This window comes from Colwellia sp. E150_009, from assembly GCF_053543955.1.
The window spans coordinates 1-20,112 of record NZ_JBHFOM010000063.1; the positions used below are offsets into that span (position 1 = coordinate 1).

The window sequence follows — 20,112 nt, forward strand, 5'->3', positions numbered from 1 at the left end:
TTTAATCGTAGAAAATCTAAATCGAGAGGGCTTTTATTCTATCGATTGCTTGAGCAAGCAATCATAACTGCTCCGATAACTTATGAGGATATAAAAAGGCGATAAACACTACATCTAGTAGGTGGTTGGGCTAAGTGGATAGCCCTTTTATTATTACAGTGCATTCAAGTAAAGAGAAAAATATGGACTTATTTGAGTCGATATTAGTAGAGCCAATTAATATTTTACCTCAAGATGGCACCGTTTATTTTCATGGTGAAGTAATATCAATTGAAGAAGCTCACTTTTATTTCAATGCTTTATTACAAGAAATTGATTGGCACTGTGACCAAGCGATAATTTGTGGTAATTTAATTAACACTAAGCGTAAAATAGCTTGGTATGCTGATTCAAAACAAGGTACACCTTTAAGTTATACCTACTCTAAAATTACAAAATATTCTCTGCCTTGGACGAAAAATTTACTTTATCTAAAAGACTTAGTTGAGCGACAAACTGGCGAAACTTATAACTCCTGTTTGCTTAATTTATATCATAATGGTGAAGAAGGCATGGCATGGCATAGTGATGCAGAGAAAGATTTAAAAGAAAATGGTGCTATTGCCTCTTTAAGTTTGGGGGCAGTACGAAAATTTGCGTTTAAGCATAAACAAAGTAAAGAAGTTGTTTCTTTATTACTAAAGCCAGGCAGTTTATTAGTGATGAAAGGTGTAACACAAAAACATTGGTTACACCGATTACCGCCCTCAAAAAAGGTTTATGACGCTAGAATTAACCTGACGTTCAGAACCATTGGGTAATGGAAAAAGGTTTATATTGCAATAAGTTATAAGTCTTAATTAGATATGAATATTCTCATCACTGAATCTAATTGGCACGCCGTCTATATCAGCTAATTCAACTAAACTTTGAATATATGCTTGTATAGCAAGATGCGAGGCACTGTTTGTTAAGTAACCGAGTACTTTATCGCGAACCATGTTGTAGTCTAATTGCTTCCCTTCAATTTTTCGGTTTATATTAACAACATGAAACCCATAACGAGATTCGATAGCTTTATCACTAATACCTTCTGATAATAACATTAGTTGGCGTTCAAATTCGGGAACAGTTTGACCTTTGCTTAGTTGACCAAGGTTACCACCATTTTCTTTTGACGGACAAGCTGAGTACTCTTTAGCAAGGGCGGCAAAGCTTGAAGGCTCATTATTTTTAGCTTCTTGTAATAATTGCGAAATGATCACATCGGCATTATGTTTAGCGGCATCACGACCTTCAATATCATCTTTGGCAGCAGCAAGTAAAATGTGGTCTACTTCCATTAATGGCATGGTCATGAATTTTTCTTTATTGTTATCAAAATAACGTTGGCAGATAGCTTCAGTAGGAGCATCGTAAGTGATGTTATTTTCAATAAGCTTTTGTATTGCCTCTTCTTCATTTGCTGTCTCATTTGAAGCAGAAAGAAAACCTTGCTTTATTGCCTCATTAATTAATAGCTGACGAATAACTAAGGCTTGACCAGCTTGTTGTACTACTACATTAAAATTATCATTTGGATGGTATTGTAATTCGTTAGCTAAATCTTTTTCAGGAATTGCAACACCGTTCACTTTGATAACGGGTAATTGCTCTTTTGATGGCGTGGTTGGATCACTTGTTCCGCATGAACTGCTCATAATATTACTCTTTCTCTTAAAATATATTAGTTTTCAGGCTAGTGACTGTAAAAATATATTTGTTAAATAAATATGGATAAATGCTCTATTGCGTAATTAATTTATTCCGACAATGTTTTCTGTAATGGTTAAATTTTAGCTTTAAAGTAAAGCATGCCAGTAAAACGTTGAGCCATATTTACGCTTATTTATACTTTTTAATATAAGGCGATAATCGTTAAATGAAAATCGCCTTTATACATCATACTAAAATAATTAACGGATAAGCCGAAACTATCTTTGGCGAACTAATTGATAATTACGCGCAAAGTATTTTACTGGTACGCTGATTACATGCACTAATCGTGTAAAAGGGAATACTAATAACATAGTTAAACCAACAAAGATGTGCATTTTATAAATAATACCAACGGTTGTCATTGCTTCTGCTGCTGCAACACCTTGTAAAGTAACAATGCTTTGTGCCCAGTTACCTAACAATACCATTACTGAACCGTCTAAATGGCTCATGGAAGCAAAAATAGTCATTAAGCCAAGTAATAGTTGCACAAGCAATAATACTAAAATAAAAATATCAGATGTTTTAGAAACTGCACGAACGCGTGGATTAGTTAATCGACGTTTAAGCAACATTACTAGGCCAATTAAACATAACACACCAAAAAAACCACCACTTACCATAGCAAGTAGTTGCTTATTGGCAGTTGATATAAAGGCATGGTAAATAGCGTGAGGTGTTAATAAACCAACAAAGTGACCACACAGTACAAAAATAATACCCACGTGGAATAAGTTACTGGCTAGACGGAAGCCTTTTTGATCTAATAGTTGGCTAGAGTCAGCTTTCCAAGAATAGGGTTCGCGGTCATATCTGATCCAAGAACCGATGAAAAGCACGGCAATAGCTATGTAGGGATAAATCCCAAAAAGTAAAAAGTTTAAATTTGACATAAGTATTCTTCCTTACAGTCCTGATACTTCTGCTGCATCAGCATCGTGCCATTTGATCGGCACTTGATGAACAGTATTTGGATCGAGTGAATTTTTAGAACTTTGCATTCCTGATGCCGATGAGCAGTCGCCTACCATAGGATCATCAAAACGTATTTCTTTATCTTCCCATTCTTTATCAATAGCTTCGACAGTATCGTCTCGCTCTTCTTGTTTTACAGCTTCTGAAATTTCAGCTCTTTGCTGAGCATCAATCTCTTGGCCAGAAATTTCAACAAGTGAATCAAAAAGAATCGAGTAATAACACTCTCTGTCTATTAACCGCTCTGATAACATAGTTAATAAGTGGCAAATATCGCCAAGCCATTCTTCAATAAACTCAGGGGATTGCTCGCTTAAAAACTCTAAATAAAGCGGAATGTAATCAGGTAATTGTGATGAATCGACTTCAAAACCGTTGGTTTTATAAACATTCATTAAATCTACCATGGCTTGACCACGATCACGAGACTCACCGTGTACGTGTTCAAACAATAATAGGGATAATGCACGGCCACGATCAAATAATAGATCGTAGCTTTCTTGTGCATCAAAAATGTCTCTATCGGTAAGTTGCTGAATAAACATCACCAACTTACTACGATTTTGAGCAGTCAATTCCTCGGTTTTTTCAACAATTGCAATGAGTTCATCTTTGGCAGCAAACATTTCTGCGGTTGGATAGTCTAACAATCTTGAAATCACTTTAAGAATTAACATAATTTACCTCTTAACCTACATTAACGGTTTTAATAACGTCACGTTTAGCCACTTTTTTGCCACCAAACATGTTTACGCCATTTTGACCATCGCTACAGCCGTTACCAAAAGTGAAACCACAGCCTGATTTTTCACCATAAGCTTCCGGCACATTCATTTCACGGTGTCCGCTAGGAATAACAAAACGATCTTCGTAGTTAGCTATCGCTAAATAACGGTACATTTCATCCGCTTGTTTTTTAGATAAACCAGCATCTTCGAGCACTTGTAAATCTTCAATACCTTCTACGTTCTCAGCACGTTTGTAGGCGCGCATGGCAAGCAAACGTTCTAAAGCACGTGCTATTGGTTCTTCATCACCAGCGGTTAATAAGTTAGCTAGGTATTTCAAAGGAATACGCAAGCTACGAATATCAGGAATAACACCTGCTTTACCGATAGTTGCTAAGTTACCTGACTCAACAGCACTATTAATAGGGCTAAGAGAAGGTACATACCAAACCATAGGTAAGGTGCGATATTCAGGGTGTAAAGGTAACGCTAGTTTCCAATCAATCGCTAATTTATACACAGGTGATTTCTGAGCAGATTCGATTACCGAATCAGCAATACCATCTTTGCGTGCTTGTGCAATAATTGCGGGATCGTTTGGATCTAAGAATACTTCAAGCTGCTTTTCATAAAGGTCAGTTTCAGATGGCGTAGACGCCACTTCTTTGATTTTATCAGCATCATAAAGAATAACACCCAAGTAACGGATACGACCTACACATGTTTCTGAACATACGGTTGGTTGACCTGCTTCGATGCGTGGATAACAGAAAATACATTTTTCTGATTTACCTGATTTCCAGTTGTAGTAAATTTTCTTGTAAGGACAACCAGAAATACACATTCTCCAACCACGACATTTTTCTTGGTCGATGAGAACAATACCATCTTCTTCACGCTTATAAATTGCGCCAGACGGACATGAAGCCACACAAGCTGGATTCAAACAATGCTCACATAAACGTGGTAAATACATCATAAATGTATTTTCGAATTCACCGTACATTTGTTTTTGCATATTATCGAAGTTTTTGTCTTTAGAGCGTTTTTCAAACTCAGTACCAAGAATTTCTTCCCAGTTTGGACCCCATTCGATTTTTTCCATACGCTTACCAGAAATCACAGAGCGCGGACGAGCCGTTGGCTGATGTTTTACTTCTGGGGCAGTATGTAAATGCTGATAGTCATAATCGAACGGTTCATAGTAGTCGTCGATTTCTGGCATATTTGGGTTAGCAAAAATGCTCGCTAATAAACGGTATTTACCACCAATTTTTGGCTCAATATTACCGTCAGATTTACGAATCCAGCCACCATTCCATTTATCTTGATCTTCCCAATCTTTCGGGTAACCAATACCAGGCTTAGTTTCAACATTGTTGAACCAAGCGTATTCAACGCCTTCACGTGACGTCCATACGTTTTTACATGTAATTGAACAAGTATGACAACCGATACACTTATCAAGGTTAAGTACCATACCTATTTGAGAACGAATTTTCATAGGTTACTCCTTAAGCTTCATCAGGGTTAGTTGGAAGAACACGAGGTAATTGTTCAGTATTTGACGCGTCATAGCCGTCATCATCTAACCAATCAATCTTGTCCATCTTACGTACAACAACCATTTCATCACGGTTACAACCTACGGTACCGTAATAGTTGAAGCCCCAAGCTTGCTGTGCATAACCACCAATCATGTGTGTTGGTTTCATAATGACACGTGTTACTGAGTTATGGTGACCACCACGCGTACCTGTCATTTCTGAACCAGGCACGTTAACGATACGCTCTTGAGCGTGATACATCATGGTCATGCCTTTCATTACTCGTTGTGAAACAACAACACGACAAGCAATAGCGCCGTTAGCGTTAAATACTTCAACCCAGTCATTATCTACAAGACCAGCTTCTGCAGCATCTACTTCACTCATCCAAATAATTGGACCACCACGAGATAGTGTCAACATTAACAAGTTATCAGAATAAGTACTGTGAATACCCCATTTTTGATGTGGAGTGATCCAATTCAACGTGATCTCTTTATTACCGTTTGGTTTAGAGTTCTTAATTGCTTGTGTTGTTTTAGTATCTACTGGCGGACGGTAAGACATTAATTGCTCACCAAAGGCTTGCATCCACTTGTGATCTTGATAGAACTGTTGACGACCAGTTAATGTTCTCCATGGCACAAGCTCATGAACGTTAGTGTAACCAGCAGTATAACTTACGTGCTCATCTTCTAAACCAGACCACGTTGGAGAAGAAATAATCTTACGCGGCTGTGCTTGAATGTCACGGAAGCGAATTTTCTCTTCTTGTTTTGGTTTAGCTAAATGCGTATGGTCAATACCAGTAAACTCACTTAATGCTGCCCAAGCTTTAACAGCAACGTTACCGTTAGTTTCTGGTGCAAAAGTAAGTACTGTTTCACAAGCGTCAATGGCAGATTCAATAATTGGACGACCTTCACTAATACCTTCGTCAGTATTGAGGTGGTTTAACTGGCCCAATAACATGATTTCATCATCAGTATTCCAGTTAATACCTTTACCACCATTACCTAATTTATCAAGTAATGGACCTAAAGAAGTGAACTTCTTATAAGTATTTGGGTAGTCACGCTCAACAACAACCATGTTAGGTGCTGTAGTACCTGGAATTAAATCACATTCGCCTTTTTTCCAATCTTTAACATCAAATGGTTGGGCAAGCTCACCTTCAGTATCATGTAGCATAGGAATAGTAACGAAATCTGTTTCTTCACCTAAGTGGCCAACACAAACCTCAGAGAATTTCTTCGCGATACCTTTGTATATTTCCCAATCTGATTTTGCTTCCCACGCAGGATCAACCGCTGTTGATAATGGGTGAATAAACGGGTGCATATCAGAGGTGTTTAAATCATCTTTTTCGTACCAACAAGCAGTAGGTAAGATAATGTCTGAATACATACACGTAGAAGACATACGGAAATCTAAAGTCGTTACTAGGTCTAATTTACCAGTAGCACCTTTTTCAACCCATTCAGCTTCTTTTGGTTTGATGCCACCAGCAGAACCATTATCTTCATTTAATACACTTTGTCTTTCAGCACCTAAAAGGTACTTAAGCATGTATTCATGACCTTTACCTGATGAACCAAGTAAGTTTGAACGCCAAATAAACATGTTTCGTGGAAAGTTTTCAGGGGCATCTGGTGCTTCACAAGCAAACTTCAAGTTGCCTGATTTAAGTTCTTGCACCGCGAAATCTTTTGGTTCCATACCTGCGGCTTTTGCATCTTTGGTTAACTGTAAAGGGTTACGGTTTATCTGTGGAGCTGAAGGTAACCAACCCATACGCTCTGCACGGATGTTGTAATCAAGCTGATGCTCGTCAAATTCTGCTTTGTTAGCAAGCGGAGATAAAACTTCATGCATGCTTACTTTTTCATGACGCCATTGTGAAGAATGGTTGTAGAAGAAAGAAGTACCATTCATTTGACGTGGTGGACGAGACCAATCCAAACCAAATGCTAATGGCTGCCAACCTGTTTGTGGACGTAATTTTTCTTGACCAACATAATGTGACCAACCGCCACCAGATTGACCAACACAACCACACATCATAACCATATTGATCAGGCCACGATAGTTCATATCCATGTGATACCAATGGTTCATTGCTGCACCAACGATAATCATAGATTTACCTTTGGTTTTGTCAGCAGTATCAGCAAATTCACGAGCAATTTTGATTACTTTAGAGCGATCAAGCCCCGTGATTTTTTCTTGCCAAGCTGGTGTGCCAGGAATATCTTGGTCATAGCTAGAAGCAACGTTACCACCACCTAAACCACGGTCAATACCATAGTTAGCCATCATTAAATCGTAAACTGTGGCGACTAAGTATTCTTTACCGTCTGCACCAGTAATCGTTTTAGTTGGTACGTTACGTACTTGAATCTCGTCTTGATCACAACCTGTCCACGCACTATTTGTATTATTCGCTGCAAAATGAGGGAAAGCTATAGGAGAAACATCACCACCAATTTGCGTTAATTGAAGCTTTGTTTCAGCGCCTGATTTACCATCACGCTCTTGAATATTCCATTTGCCTTTTTCACCCCAACGGTAACCGATAGAGCCTTGTGGAGAAATTAATTCATTTGAATTCTCATCAAAGGCGATAGTTTTCCATTCAGGGTTGTTTTCTTGACCTAAATCACCTGCCAAATCACTCGCACGTAAGAAACGTGTAGAGACAAACGAATTGTCGTCATGTTTTTCTAATACCACTAACATAGGGAAATCGGTATATTGACGAACATAATTCGTGAAATACTCACTTGGTTTTTCTAAATGGAATTCTTTTAAAATAACATGACCAAATGCCATACCTAAAGCCGCATCTGTACCCTGTTTAGGATTTAACCACTCATCCGTTAGCTTTGAAACTTCTGCGTAATCTGGTGTAATGGAGACTGTTTTAGCACCTTTATAACGCACTTCGGTAAAGAAATGAGCATCAGGTGTACGTGTTTGAGGAATATTAGAACCCCAAGCAATGATGTAGTTAGAGTTATACCAATCAGCAGATTCAGGCACATCAGTTTGTTCACCCCAAACCATTGGAGATGCTGGTGGTAAATCACAATACCAATCGTAGAAACTTAAACAAACACCACCGATGAGTGACAAGTAACGAGCACCCGCCGCATACGAAACCATTGACATTGCTGGAATTGGAGAGAAACCAACAACCCGGTCAGGACCATAAGTTTTTGTAGTGTAAACGTTAGCTGCAGCAATAATTTCGTTAACTTCTTCCCAAGAAGAACGAACGAAGCCACCTAAACCGCGTTTTGATTTGTATGATTTAGTCTTAGCTTCATCTTCAACAATTGATCCCCATGCATCAACAGGATCTTGAGTTGCACGAGCCGCACGCCATAATTTTAATAATGGCTTACGTACTTTAGGATATTTCAAACGATTAGCACTGTATAAGTACCAAGAGTAACTTGCGCCACGAGGACAGCCACGTGGTTCATGATTAGGTAAATCAGGACGAGTACGAGGGTAATCAGTTTGCTGTGTTTCCCATGTTACTAAGCCATTTTTCACATATATTTTCCAAGAGCAAGAGCCTGTACAGTTTACTCCATGGGTAGAACGTACTATTTTGTCGTGTTGCCAGCGTTGACGATAGCTGTTTTCCCATTCGCGACTTTCATTGGTAGTGTCACCATGCCCGTCGCTGAACTCGCCTGTTTTCTTTCTAAGAAACTGTAGACGATCAAGAAAGTTACTCATCTTTTTTCTCCGTTGAAGTGATATCAGTTTTTTTAATATGCTCTACTAACTGATAAAGTCGATTATAAATTTTAATTAACTACACACCGTAAATTTTAAATTTGATATTTTTAATATAAGCACTAACTTTTTAACGCTTGTTTTTTAACTCATAGCTAAAAAGCTAGTTCATTATTAAAAAAACGCAAAAAAGGAGGTAATTTAACTCACTCCTTTTGAGCGCACCCTCAATTAAAATTAAGGATTTTGATGCTCAGCACCTTTACGTAAATAAAACCACCAGTTAATGCCAACACATACGCTATAGAAAATAGCGAAACCGATTAATGCATTTTCTGGCGTTGTTAGTTTGATTTGTTCACCTAATACTTTAGGAATATAAAAGGCTCCATAAGCTGCTACAGCAGAAGTCCAACCTAATACAGGACCCGCTTGTTCTTTATCGAATACCATTGAAATAGTGCGAAAAGTTGAACCATTACCAATACCTGTTGCAGCAAACAAAATTAAAAATAAAACAAAGAAAGCAACAAAATATTGCTCCGGATTAGGACTTTGGTAAGCGGCTCTCATGAAGTAAGCCACGCCTAATGCGCTGCAAACCATTACAATTGAACAATACTGAGTAACTTTAGCACCGCCCATTTTATCTGCCATCCAGCCACCAATAGGACGAATTAATGCGCCAATAAATGCGCCCATCCATGCATACATTAAGGCGCTTGGACCATTTGTATTAATGGTGTCATGTGTCATTACACCATCAACCATGATGTGTTGATAACCAAAAATAACTTTAATAGATAATGGAAAGGCTGCAGCAAAACCAATGAAAGAACCAAAGGTCATAGTATAAATAATACTCATTACCCAAGTATGTGGATTATTAAAAATTTTATATTGACGTTCAAGGTTAGAACGGATTTTGCCAGGCAAGAATTTCAATAGCATTACTGTGGCACCCACAACACCAACGAGTATCATTTCTTTTGGTACGCCAAAACCAGAACCATTAACGCTTTCAGGTAACATTAACCATAAGCCTACTGTTGCGGTGATAAAGCCGATTAATAGCATTGATGTAATGATACCAAAAGAAACAATTGCATTGGGTGCGTCGGGTGATACATGTGATGCGCGAATGTTATTCATCCCCATCCAACTAACAATGGCTAGAGGGATTAAAAATAACAACCAAACATAGCCTGCGTTGAAGATCCACGCATCTGAACCTGCGGGGATTTTACCGATTAATGTTCCAGAAGTATTAACCAATTGCATTGGCTCACCGCCAAATAATCCAAAAGTCATAACTAATGGCACTAAAATTTGCATGGTGGTAACACCAAAGTTGCCTAAGCCAGCATTTAGGCCAAGGGCTAAACCTTGTTGTTTCTTAGGGTAAAAGAAAGAAATGTTTGACATTGAAGAGGCGAAATTACCACCACCAAAACCAGACAAAAGAGCAAGCCCTTGAAATACCCATAATGGTGTATTCATGTCTTGTAAAGCTATGCCTGTGCCAATCGCCGGTAACATCAATAATGCTGTAGTGAAAACAATCGTATTACGACCACCACACATACGAATAAAGAAGCTACTAGGAATACGTAAGGTTGCCCCTGTTAGGCCAGAAATAGCCATTAAGGTAAATAATTCTGATTTTGCAAATGGAAAGCCTAGGTTTAACATTTGTACGGTAATAATGCCCCAGTAAAGCCAAACTGCGAAACCACATAGTAAGCTTGGAATAGAAAGCCAAAGATTGCGAGTAGCAATCTTTTTACCTTTACTTTCCCAAAACTTGGGATCTTCTACGTCCCATTCTTTGATATCTGACATTGTTTTCTCCAACTTATCAGTATTTTTTAAATAATTTAGTGTGCTCATTTTCATGGGTTGAATTAAAGCTGCGTTTTTGGTGTTCTAAAATATTTTTTTTCTGATGTTAAAATAACAATACGTGTTCTGGATATAATTGATCTGGATCAAGGTGTTATTAGCCATTGATATGTAGTAGGTAAGTGATTACCACTAAAGTAGTAGTTGTCATTTTTATTTAACTTCTTGTATTTTATCTTTTTATTGTTTTTGTTTTTTTTGTGTTCGTCAAAAAGTGTGTTAAGCGACTATTTGGTGGTAGTAGGGTATCTAGGTGTTAGGTATTAAAGCATTTGGTATTCAATAGAAACTTGCGTATCATTTTAAGTTTGAACTTTCCTGTAAATTATTTGGTTATGCAAAATAATGAAACAATTATATGCAACAACAGACTTTGCTGATTCAAGCTCTTCATTAATTGCCCGAGCAGGACAAATAATGGTCGTTATTATTACGTTAGGCTTGGTTAGTATGATTAGCTCTATGCTGGTGACAGAGAGTTTAAATGGTGATGCAGCACAAATTAACAATGCTGGATCATTAAGAATGCAAGCTATACGTATTTCGAGAGCTTTTTTTGCAGATAGATTAATGCAAGCTCCAAGTGGCAAAAAACAAGTAATAAAAGAGATTGAAAACTTTAATCATCGGTTATCTCGTTTATTGGTAAGTCATAGTATTAATAAAAAAAAGGACAAATCTGAATTAGTATTCCATCAAGAAAAAGTTTTGCAGCTATGGGCTCAGTTTACTGAAGATAATTTTCGTAAAAAATCTTTAACAATACCTGAATTAGTAGAGCAGTCAGAAAGGTTTGACCAATTTGTTCTTGTTTTGGATAAACTTGTTAGACTGTTGCAACTTGAATCAGAAAAAAAGCTAAGTTTATTACGCTTGATTCAGGTAATTAGCTTGCTACTTGTTATATTAACCGCCAGTTTCGTGTTAATTAAATTAAACCGTGCTGTATTAGTCCCTTTAAAAGAATTAGTCAATATTGCAGAACAAGTGGGGAAAGGAAATTTTTCAGTTAAAGCCAGTTATAATAAACAAGATGAACTGGGGGTATTAGCGCACACTATTAACCAAATGTCAGACGAATTAAAACTTACTTATCAAGAATTTGAGCAAAGAGTAGACATTAAAACGCTTGAGCTTACGCGAAGCAATAAATCACTGGATCTTTTATACCGCGCAGCGCACAACTTAGCAGGTTATACCTTATCTGAACAAGACAGCCCTACCTATCAAATAAATCATCATATTATTGAAGAGTTACAAGCATTGATTGGATATGGAAAAATAAGTATTGAAATAATAGATGCTAAACATAATAATTTGATTATTGATGTAATTAACAGTCAAAACATTACTATAGATAATATTTGTTTTAATTATCATAAATTCTCGTTAGAAAAAGGCAGCCTTCTTTTTGGATATTTAGTATGGGAACTACCTAAAAATAAAAAAGCATGTGATTGGCAAAAGCAAATTTTGAAAGGTATGGCCGATATTATGGCTACTGCGATAGAGCTTGATCAAAAAAGAACCAGTGAAAATCGCTTAGTTATCGTGGAAGAACGCGCTGTGATAGCGAGAGAGCTTCATGATTCTTTGGCGCAATCATTATCTTATTTAAAAGTACAAATGAGTTTGTTAACACGAAAAATGCAGAAACAAGTACCTCAAGCTCAGGTAGAAGAAACGATTGATGATATTAAAGATGGATTAAATAGTGCCTATTCACAACTTAGGGAGTTGTTAACCACATTTAGGTTGAAATTAGATGATCCTTCCATTAAAAGTGCTTTAGCCAGCACAGTGATAGAGTTTAGTGCAAAATGCCAGCATAGCATTGAATTTGATTACCAATTACCCGCTAATTATCTAAGTGCTAATCAAGAAATTCATTTATTACAAATAGCGCGTGAAGCTTTATCAAATATTCATCGTCATGCTGAAGCGACTCTTGCAGGGATTTCTATTAAGTTAAAAGATACCCGAGTTATTGTAAAAATATGGGACAATGGTAAAGGGTTTCCTGAGTCGAATATAGAGCGTACAAACAACCAAGGACATTTTGGCATTGGAATAATGCAGGAAAGGGCAAAGTCATTAAATACACAAATTCATATTGATAATCGGCAAGCGAAGGGTACTATAATTCATTTTGAGTTTAACCATTAACTATAAGATATGGCCAAACCACTTCCAGCTGAATCCTGCATCTTGAGGTGATTTGGGTATATAATGATTAAAAAAGAAGAAAATAAAATGCAACAAGCGAATATCTTATTAGTTGATGATCATCCAATGCTTCGTAAAGGCGTTGCTCAACTTATTTCTATAGAAGACAATCTTCACGTTATTGGTGAGGTAAACTCGGGTGATGAAGCCATTACTTTTGCTGTTGAGCATAATCCTGATTTAATTCTACTTGATCTCAATATGAAAGGCTTAAGTGGTATTGAAACCTTAAGTGCATTAAAGCGCGCCAATGTGAATTCCAAAGTGATTATTTTCAGCGTTTCTGATAACGAAACAGACGTGTTGCAGGCGCTAAAATTTAACGCAGATGGTTACTTGCTTAAAGACAGTGAACCTGAAGAGTTAATAGCGAAAATTAACCATGCTATTCGTGGTGAATTTGTGATTAGTGAACCCATTACACAAATTTTAGCTCGCTCATTACGACCTCAGCAGCAAACAAATATTCTTCAAACGCTAACCCCTCGTGAATTAGAAAACTTAAAGCTTATTGCTGGTGGTAAAAGTAATAAAGAGATAGCGCGTAAACTTGGCATAACTGAATCGACAGTGAAGGTACACAATAAAAACTTATTTAAAAAGCTTGGATTAAAAAGTCGAGTAGAGGCTGCTATGTGGGCTGTGGCTCATGAGGTAAACTTTTAGCATTGTATTTCCTAATATTTGTATCTCATATTACGAGTATGCTGTTTGTTCAAATAAACGTAATATTGGTTAAAATACCAACACGGCAAGTGTTTTATTTATCTCATTTCAAAAACTCCCCCATTTTTTATGAAAAACCCCAATGCCTGAACTATAATGGTGAGGTGGCAACTGTGCAGAAAGGATATTGTAAATGAAGGATTAAATCTAGATATTAAAAAAGGTAGTAATTATGATTAATAGCTTAAAAGTTAAGTTTACTTTGTTGTTTATTTTGTTGGGGGTAATTCCTTCAATAATAGTGGGCGTTATATCAACAATGAATAGTTCTTTAGATGTAACAAATAAAGTTTACAGTCAATTAACCGCGATTAATCAAATAAAAAAACAAGCTATAGAATCCTACTTTTCTGAACGGCAAAGCGATATGGAAGTCTTAATAAATATTGCCGACAACATGCAAAATCAAGTTTTTACTAAGTTATCTGCAATTAATCAACTTAAAAAATCGCATGTTATCGATTATCTCAATAATAGTAAAATTCAACTAGAAAGGTTGTCTAAAGATAAACAGACACAACAAGCAATTGATGAACTAGTTAGCAATTTTTCAAATAAGAACAAATGGCAAACATTGCTTAATAAATACGATACATCCTATAAGCCTTTATTATCATATCTAGGGTGGTATGACTTTTTTATTATTAGCACTAACGGCACTATCATTTATTCCGTCACTAGAGAAAGCGATTTGGGACAAATTATTCCTAAAGATCTAGACAATAGTTCATTTAATCAAGCTTTTAGTTCTGCCCAACAATCAACTACTTCAAACATTCAAGTCAGTGATTTTAAACCCTACGGGCCGAGTGGTGGAGATCCCGCAGCATTTACAATAAAACCAGTTATTTCAAATGGCAAACGTATTGGCTATATAGCGTATCAACAACCGATTGATAAAATAAACAGTATCTTAACTAATAAGAATGGCATGGGAGAAACTGGGGAATCATACCTTGTAGGGCAGGATAACTTAATGCGGTCAGATTACTATTTAAATTTAAATGAATTATCAGTAAAGACCTCTTTTGCCAATAATAATAAAGTAGAAACCGTTGCAGTTAAAAGTGCATTGAATGGTGAAGACGGTGTTAGCATCATCATTGATTATAATAATAATTCGGTTGCAAGTAGTTGGGATTATATTGATATAGGGAACGACATTCGTTGGGCAATTATTTCAGAGATTAATATAGCCGAAGCCTTTAATCCAAAGATATCTGGCAATGTCGACTTTTATCAAAGTTATATTGAAAAATATGGTTATTATGATTTATTTTTAATTAGCCCTAATGGTCACATTTTTTATACTGTAACTAGAGAAAATGATTTCAATACCAATATTCTAACAGGTAAATATGCTAATTCTAATTTGGGAAAACTCATTAACAATATCAGTGTAAGTAAGCAATATGGCTTTGTTGATTTTGCATCATATGAACCTAGTCATGGTGACCCCGCAGCTTTTATAGGTCAGCCTTTACTTAATAAAACTGGTGACCCTGCTTTTTATGTAGCATTACAATTACCTTTAGAGGGTGTTCAATCCATTATGGGGATTCGTGAAGGCATGGGAGAAACGGGAGAAAGCTATTTAGTTGGTAGTGACTTAAAGATGCGCAGTAATTCATTTTTAGATCCCGAAGGTCGTACTGTTAAATCGAGTTTTGCTGGCTCTGTAGCAGAAAATGGCGTTGACACGCATGCAGTCAAGCGTGCGCTTGCAGGAGAGAAAGGAACCGATATCATTATAGATTATAATGACCGTCCTGTACTGTCTTCATTTGATCAGATATCGTTTGGCGACTTTAACTGGGCAATATTATCTGAAATAGATGAACCAGAAGCCTTTGCTTCTATTCGTAGTAATAGCATTTTTATGATCTTTTTAATGGTAGGAATTGCGGTTATCGTTGCCTTGATTGGCGTGTATATTGCTAAAAGAACCGCGGCACCTATTACGGAGATAGCAAATGTTGCCCAACAAGTGGCAAACGGTGATTTAACGATGAAGGTCAAAAAAACTGCTAATGACGAAGTTGGCGATTTACAAGAAGCTATTGGCAATATGATAGTTAACCTTTCTAAGATGGCAAAGAACATTTCAGAGATTGCATTTCAGCAAGCATCAACATCAGAAGAACTTGCTGCAATTACAACACAAACCAGTAGCACAGTATCCGAACAACAAACTATTTTTGGGCACATCGCAGCTGCCATACATGAAATGGGGGCTACGGTTAATGATGTCGCTCAAAGTACAACAACAACGGCGAGTGCTGTCGATAATATTCAAAATAAGGTGAATAATAGCTCTAGTAAATTAGATGAGACCTACCGCTCAATAGTTAATATGGCAGAACAAATTCAGCAATCAGAACACAATGTACAAAAAGTGAGAACTGACTTTGATCAAGTGGCGCATGTGCTTGAAGTTATAAAAGCTATTGCTGATCAAACTAACTTATTAGCTTTAAATGCAGCAATAGAGGCAGCTAGGGCGGGTGACCAAGGTCGTGGTTTTGCGGTTGTTGCAGATGAAGTTCGTCAGTTAGCTCAAAGAACCCAAGATTCAACTAAAGAAATTGATAACATGATAAATACCATTATGATCGGTGCTAATTCTTCTGTTGAAGTTATGGCAGGCAGCGTTGTTCAAGCAAACTCTGTTCAGAAACATGCGAAAGAAGTAATGGAGTTAATTCAGATGATTGCAGGTGATATGAATGAAATCAGTAATTTAAGTGCACAAATAGCGACGGCGTCAGAAGAACAATCCGTAGTGGTTGATGAGATACTACAAAATGTTGAAACATTGAATTTAGGCATAACTGAAACGAATCAAGCGACAGATAATATTGCTGAATCAAGTGTTGAGCTTGCGCGATTAGCAACTGAATTAGAAAGAGAATCATCGGAATTTAAAACAGATTAATTTGAAAGTATACATCAAAAAACCACTTAACCAATACAACTAATAGACGTTAAACAGGTGATTTATTTCCTGTTTAACGCTACTTTGATAACGAATAGATATGCTTATTAACCTGAGCTCAGTTTAACAAATGTTTCTTTAGCAGCTATTTTCCTTACTTCTGTGTTAAATTTACTTGCAATAGGTCAGTTATTGATGCGAAATTTGCCTTAAATTAAGAAAAACTATCAAGCTAAAGATATATTAAAATAATTTTTACTGGTATTTTAATTTGTTAACTATCTCTTAAACCGAATTCATGTTTATTAGCTAAATGACTCTAGAAATGAAATTAATCTTGTTCCAGAAAATTATTTTCAAGAGCTTCTTTTAGTAAGTTTTGCTGACGCTCTGCCTGTAATGCTAAATACATTGCCATCATACATAGAGCTAGCACGCCGTATAACAGCATAAAACAGGCACTATATACTCCAACAATATCAACAGCTAAACCAAACATTACGGGTAATGTGCAACCGCCAAGTGCGCCAACAGCGGCTATGATACCACCTACACTTCCCATATGATTAGGGTAGTAATCATAAATAGTTTTATAAACGCTAGCACGGCCAATACCTTGAGCTATACCAATCACAAAAATTAAAAAAGTGAATAACCAAACATTAACAGCAAAAGAAACTTCAACATCTTTATTTACACCATGAATGATCATTGTAGTTGGTGGGTAGCTGAGAAAAAACAAACAGACCATACAAATCCAAAAGGCACTCCAATTGACGGTACGAGCACCAAATCTGTCTGCAAACCAACCACCAACTGCGCGAATCATGCTTGATGTAGAAACAAAGAGTAGTGTTAAGGCTAAGGCTTGCTTTAGTGATAATTCGTAAGCTTCCATATAATATTGGGGTAACCATAAAATGAGAGCTAAGAAAGACCCAAAAACAAAATAGTAGTACAAACCAAAACGCCAAACTTGAAGATCTTTTATTGGTGCTAAATGAAAGGCAAGTTCCGTATTTTTCTTTTTTTGAATGTATAGGTTCACTTCAGGAGCAAAGATTCTGAAAATAATGGCCATGGCCAACATACCCATACCATAAATAGGACCTATATCTTGCCATCCGTAGGCATCAACAATAAAAGGTACTAATACCAACGTGATTGCTGCTCCAGTATTGCCAGCACCAAATACGCCAAGAGCAAAGCCTTGCCTTTTACTATCAAACCAATCTGTCACATAACGAATGCCAATAGTAAATGAAACGCCACTTAATCCTAAAATAAAGCCGAGTAGAATATATTCGATAAATGTTTCCACATACGGTAAATAAAATAAAGGAGGAACAGCTAGCAGCATTTGCCAGAAAAATAAGTTTCTGCAAGAAACGGTTTCAGATAAAAAACCGACTGGTATTCTAAAAATGGCGCCCGTAAAAATTGGTGCAGCTAAAAGTAAACCAAATTCAGTTGCAGATAAATTTAATTTAATTTTTAATTCAATACCTATTATTGAGTATAAAGTCCATACAGAAAAACATGCTGCAAAGGCTAATGTAGAAAGACTTAAAGCTCTATAGGCATGTTTTTGTTGAATTTCCATAGATTCTCTTTAGTTGCTAATCATTTGTATGTTCTATTGTAAATTAAAACAAATTTCAATTTAAAAAACCTTATTTTTATAATACCTTATTTAAAGAGATTAAATTTGTTGACGTAAGTCAAGAAAGTTAAAATGACAAAGGCGCAAAATAACAGAATCGTATTTTTTTATAATATTATAAATTTAACATAAGTAAGCGTATTATTACTTTTAGAGTAAGTTATATTTTTAAATATAGCTATTTTTAAGTGTATAGCGCGGGAGTTAGCACTATGTCTCAGGATGGAAAAATGAATCTGCTAAACTTTGCAGATCCTAAAATTAAAATGCTACACGTCACGTGGTTTGCATTTTTCTTAACATTTGTCGTTTGGTTTTCACATGCACCTTTATTAGTATTTATTAAGGAGGCATTTGATTTATCAAGTGCGCAGGTTAAAGCACTAATGATCTTAAACGTAGCATTAACAATACCAGCACGTATTGTTATTGGTATCTTGGTTGATAAGTATGGCCCTAGAATTATTTATTCTTGCTTATTAATTAGCTCTGCTTTTATTTGTACTGGTTTTGCTATGGCAGACAGCTTTGAGCAATTGGCACTATTTAGATTTTTACTTGGCTTTGTTGGCGCGGGTTTTGTTATAGGTATTCGCTTGGTGGGTGAGTGGTTTCCTGCAAAGCAAGTAGGTATAGCTGAAGGAATATACGGTGGTTGGGGTAACTTTGGTTCTGCTGCAGGTGCCATGACTTTACCAACGATTGCCTTAATGTTTGGTGGTGATGATGGTTGGCGTTATGCGCTTGGCTTAACAGGGGTTATTGCGGGCTGTTACGGCGTATTTTTCTATATTGTTGCCCGAAACACGCCGAAGGGGTCAACTTATTTCAAGCCTAAAAAATCAGGTGGTTTAGAGGTAACCAGCTGGAAGGATTTTTACTTTTATCTGTTTATGAATATTCCAATGTACATTGCCCTTGCTGTATTAGCATGGAAACTTTCTCCTTCAGGTGTGAAATTATTAACCACTGAAACTATGTATATGATGTGGGTTGGATTAGTTGTATTATTTTTTGTTCAAGTTCACTCTATTTGGCGTGTGAATAAAGAAAATTTAACCCATGGTGTAGCAGATATTGAAAAATATGAATTTAAACAAGTCGCTATTTTAGATCTATCTTATTTTGTAACGTTCGGCTCTGAATTAGCGGTTGTTTCCATGCTGCCGTTATTCTTTTTGGAAACCTTTGAAGGTTTAAGTGCGGTTCAAGCTGGTATGCTAGCCTCTGGCTTTGCTTTTATGAACTTAGTTGCTCGTCCAACGGGTGGTTGGTTTAGTGATAAGTTTGGTCGTCGTAGATCCTTAATGATTTTAGTTGGTGGCTTAGCGGTAGGTTATATGGTACTTAGCCAAGTAACGGGTGCTTGGGCTATTCCATTAGCAGTATTAGCGACTATGTGTTGTTCTTTCTTTGTACAAGCAGGTGAAGGTGCCGTATTTGCAATTGTTCCACTGGTTAAACGTCGTATGACAGGTCAAATTGCTGGTATGGCTGGTGCTTATGGTAATGTTGGTGCGGTAACTTACTTAACAGTATTGTCGTTTGTGGATTATTCAACCTTCTTCATGGTTATTGCCGCTTCTGCTGGCGTGATTTTCTTTGCAACCATGTTTTTAACTGAGCCCAAAGGGCATATGGCAGAAGTTAATGCAGATGGCACGGTAGAACTTATCGACGTTAATTAAATTGTTCGTCATATTTAAAGCATCAGCGGCGTTTGTCATCAGTTTTTGTCACCATCACTTAGCGGACTAAGTTCAGGAGACAAAAACTTTGACAGCCTTGCTGAGTACTTTAACTATATAGAACAAGATTTTGTTTAGGTGTAAGTTAACCTGAGCTCGGCTTAACAAATGTTTCTCTAGCAGCTGTTTTTCCTTACTTCTGCGTTAAATTTACTTGCAATAGGCCAGCTATTGA

At 36.7% G+C, this 20,112-nt stretch carries 12 protein-coding genes and 1 pseudogene; 6 read left to right on the top strand and 7 right to left on the bottom strand.

Annotated elements, in window-relative coordinates; all coding sequences use genetic code 11:
• Both ACE1OF_RS18635 and ACE1OF_RS18640 read left to right on the top strand, forming a co-directional pair.
• Positions 1-105: pseudogene (locus ACE1OF_RS18635) on the top strand (IS1595 family transposase); the annotation flags it as partial.
• A 29-nt stretch (positions 106-134) separates the two neighbouring features.
• Complete coding sequence (locus ACE1OF_RS18640) at positions 135-800, top strand: alpha-ketoglutarate-dependent dioxygenase AlkB family protein (RefSeq protein ID WP_448896337.1); 666 nt, start codon at positions 135-137, stop codon at positions 798-800.
• A 39-nt stretch (positions 801-839) separates the two neighbouring features.
• Here ACE1OF_RS18640 and ACE1OF_RS18645 read toward each other — a convergent pair whose 3' ends face one another.
• From ACE1OF_RS18645 to ACE1OF_RS18670, 6 genes are all read right to left on the bottom strand, one after another.
• Entirely contained in the window at positions 840-1,679 is an 840-nt protein-coding gene (locus ACE1OF_RS18645; RefSeq protein ID WP_448896339.1) for a peptidylprolyl isomerase, read from the bottom strand.
• Between the two features lie 273 nt (positions 1,680-1,952).
• Positions 1,953-2,630 carry a respiratory nitrate reductase subunit gamma gene (gene narI, locus ACE1OF_RS18650; RefSeq protein WP_448896341.1) on the bottom strand — a complete coding sequence of 226 codons (678 nt, stop codon included), beginning with the start codon at positions 2,628-2,630 and terminating at the stop codon, positions 1,953-1,955.
• A gap of 12 nt (positions 2,631-2,642) precedes the next feature.
• Positions 2,643-3,389, bottom strand: a complete 747-nt coding sequence (narJ, locus tag ACE1OF_RS18655; RefSeq protein ID WP_448896342.1) for a nitrate reductase molybdenum cofactor assembly chaperone — start codon at positions 3,387-3,389, stop codon at positions 2,643-2,645.
• Positions 3,390-3,399: 10 nt separating this feature from the next.
• Positions 3,400-4,944, bottom strand: coding sequence for a nitrate reductase subunit beta (gene narH, locus ACE1OF_RS18660; protein WP_448896344.1), 1,545 nt, complete (start codon positions 4,942-4,944; stop codon positions 3,400-3,402).
• A gap of 10 nt (positions 4,945-4,954) precedes the next feature.
• Positions 4,955-8,737: a nitrate reductase subunit alpha gene (locus ACE1OF_RS18665; RefSeq protein WP_448896345.1), complete on the bottom strand. Its 3,783-nt coding sequence runs from the start codon at positions 8,735-8,737 to the stop codon at positions 4,955-4,957.
• Positions 8,738-8,974: 237 nt separating this feature from the next.
• Positions 8,975-10,579, bottom strand: a complete 1,605-nt coding sequence (locus ACE1OF_RS18670) for an MFS transporter (RefSeq protein ID WP_448896346.1) — start codon at positions 10,577-10,579, stop codon at positions 8,975-8,977.
• 405 nt (positions 10,580-10,984) lie between these two features.
• On the opposite strand from ACE1OF_RS18670, the gene ACE1OF_RS18675 reads away from it, so the two are divergent.
• The 3 genes from ACE1OF_RS18675 to ACE1OF_RS18685 all read left to right on the top strand — a co-directional run bounded on the left by ACE1OF_RS18675 (position 10,985) and on the right by ACE1OF_RS18685 (position 16,526).
• A complete protein-coding gene (locus ACE1OF_RS18675) occupies positions 10,985-12,805 on the top strand; it encodes a histidine kinase (RefSeq protein WP_448896348.1) in 1,821 nt (606 codons plus the stop codon).
• 63 nt (positions 12,806-12,868) lie between these two features.
• Positions 12,869-13,531, top strand: a complete 663-nt coding sequence (gene narL, locus ACE1OF_RS18680; RefSeq protein WP_448896349.1) for a two-component system response regulator NarL — start codon at positions 12,869-12,871, stop codon at positions 13,529-13,531.
• A gap of 232 nt (positions 13,532-13,763) precedes the next feature.
• On the top strand, positions 13,764-16,526 hold the full coding sequence (locus tag ACE1OF_RS18685; RefSeq protein WP_448896351.1) for a methyl-accepting chemotaxis protein: 2,763 nt from the start codon (positions 13,764-13,766) through the stop codon (positions 16,524-16,526).
• 331 nt (positions 16,527-16,857) lie between these two features.
• Here the strand turns inward: ACE1OF_RS18685 and ACE1OF_RS18690 are convergent, their stop codons facing one another.
• Positions 16,858-18,129 carry an MFS transporter gene (locus ACE1OF_RS18690; RefSeq protein ID WP_448896353.1) on the bottom strand — a complete coding sequence of 424 codons (1,272 nt, stop codon included), beginning with the start codon at positions 18,127-18,129 and terminating at the stop codon, positions 16,858-16,860.
• Positions 18,130-18,401: 272 nt separating this feature from the next.
• Between ACE1OF_RS18690 and ACE1OF_RS18695 the strand changes: the two genes are divergently transcribed.
• Entirely contained in the window at positions 18,402-19,877 is a 1,476-nt protein-coding gene (locus ACE1OF_RS18695; protein WP_448896355.1) for a NarK family nitrate/nitrite MFS transporter, read from the top strand.
• Positions 19,878-20,112: the final 235 nt, after the last annotated feature.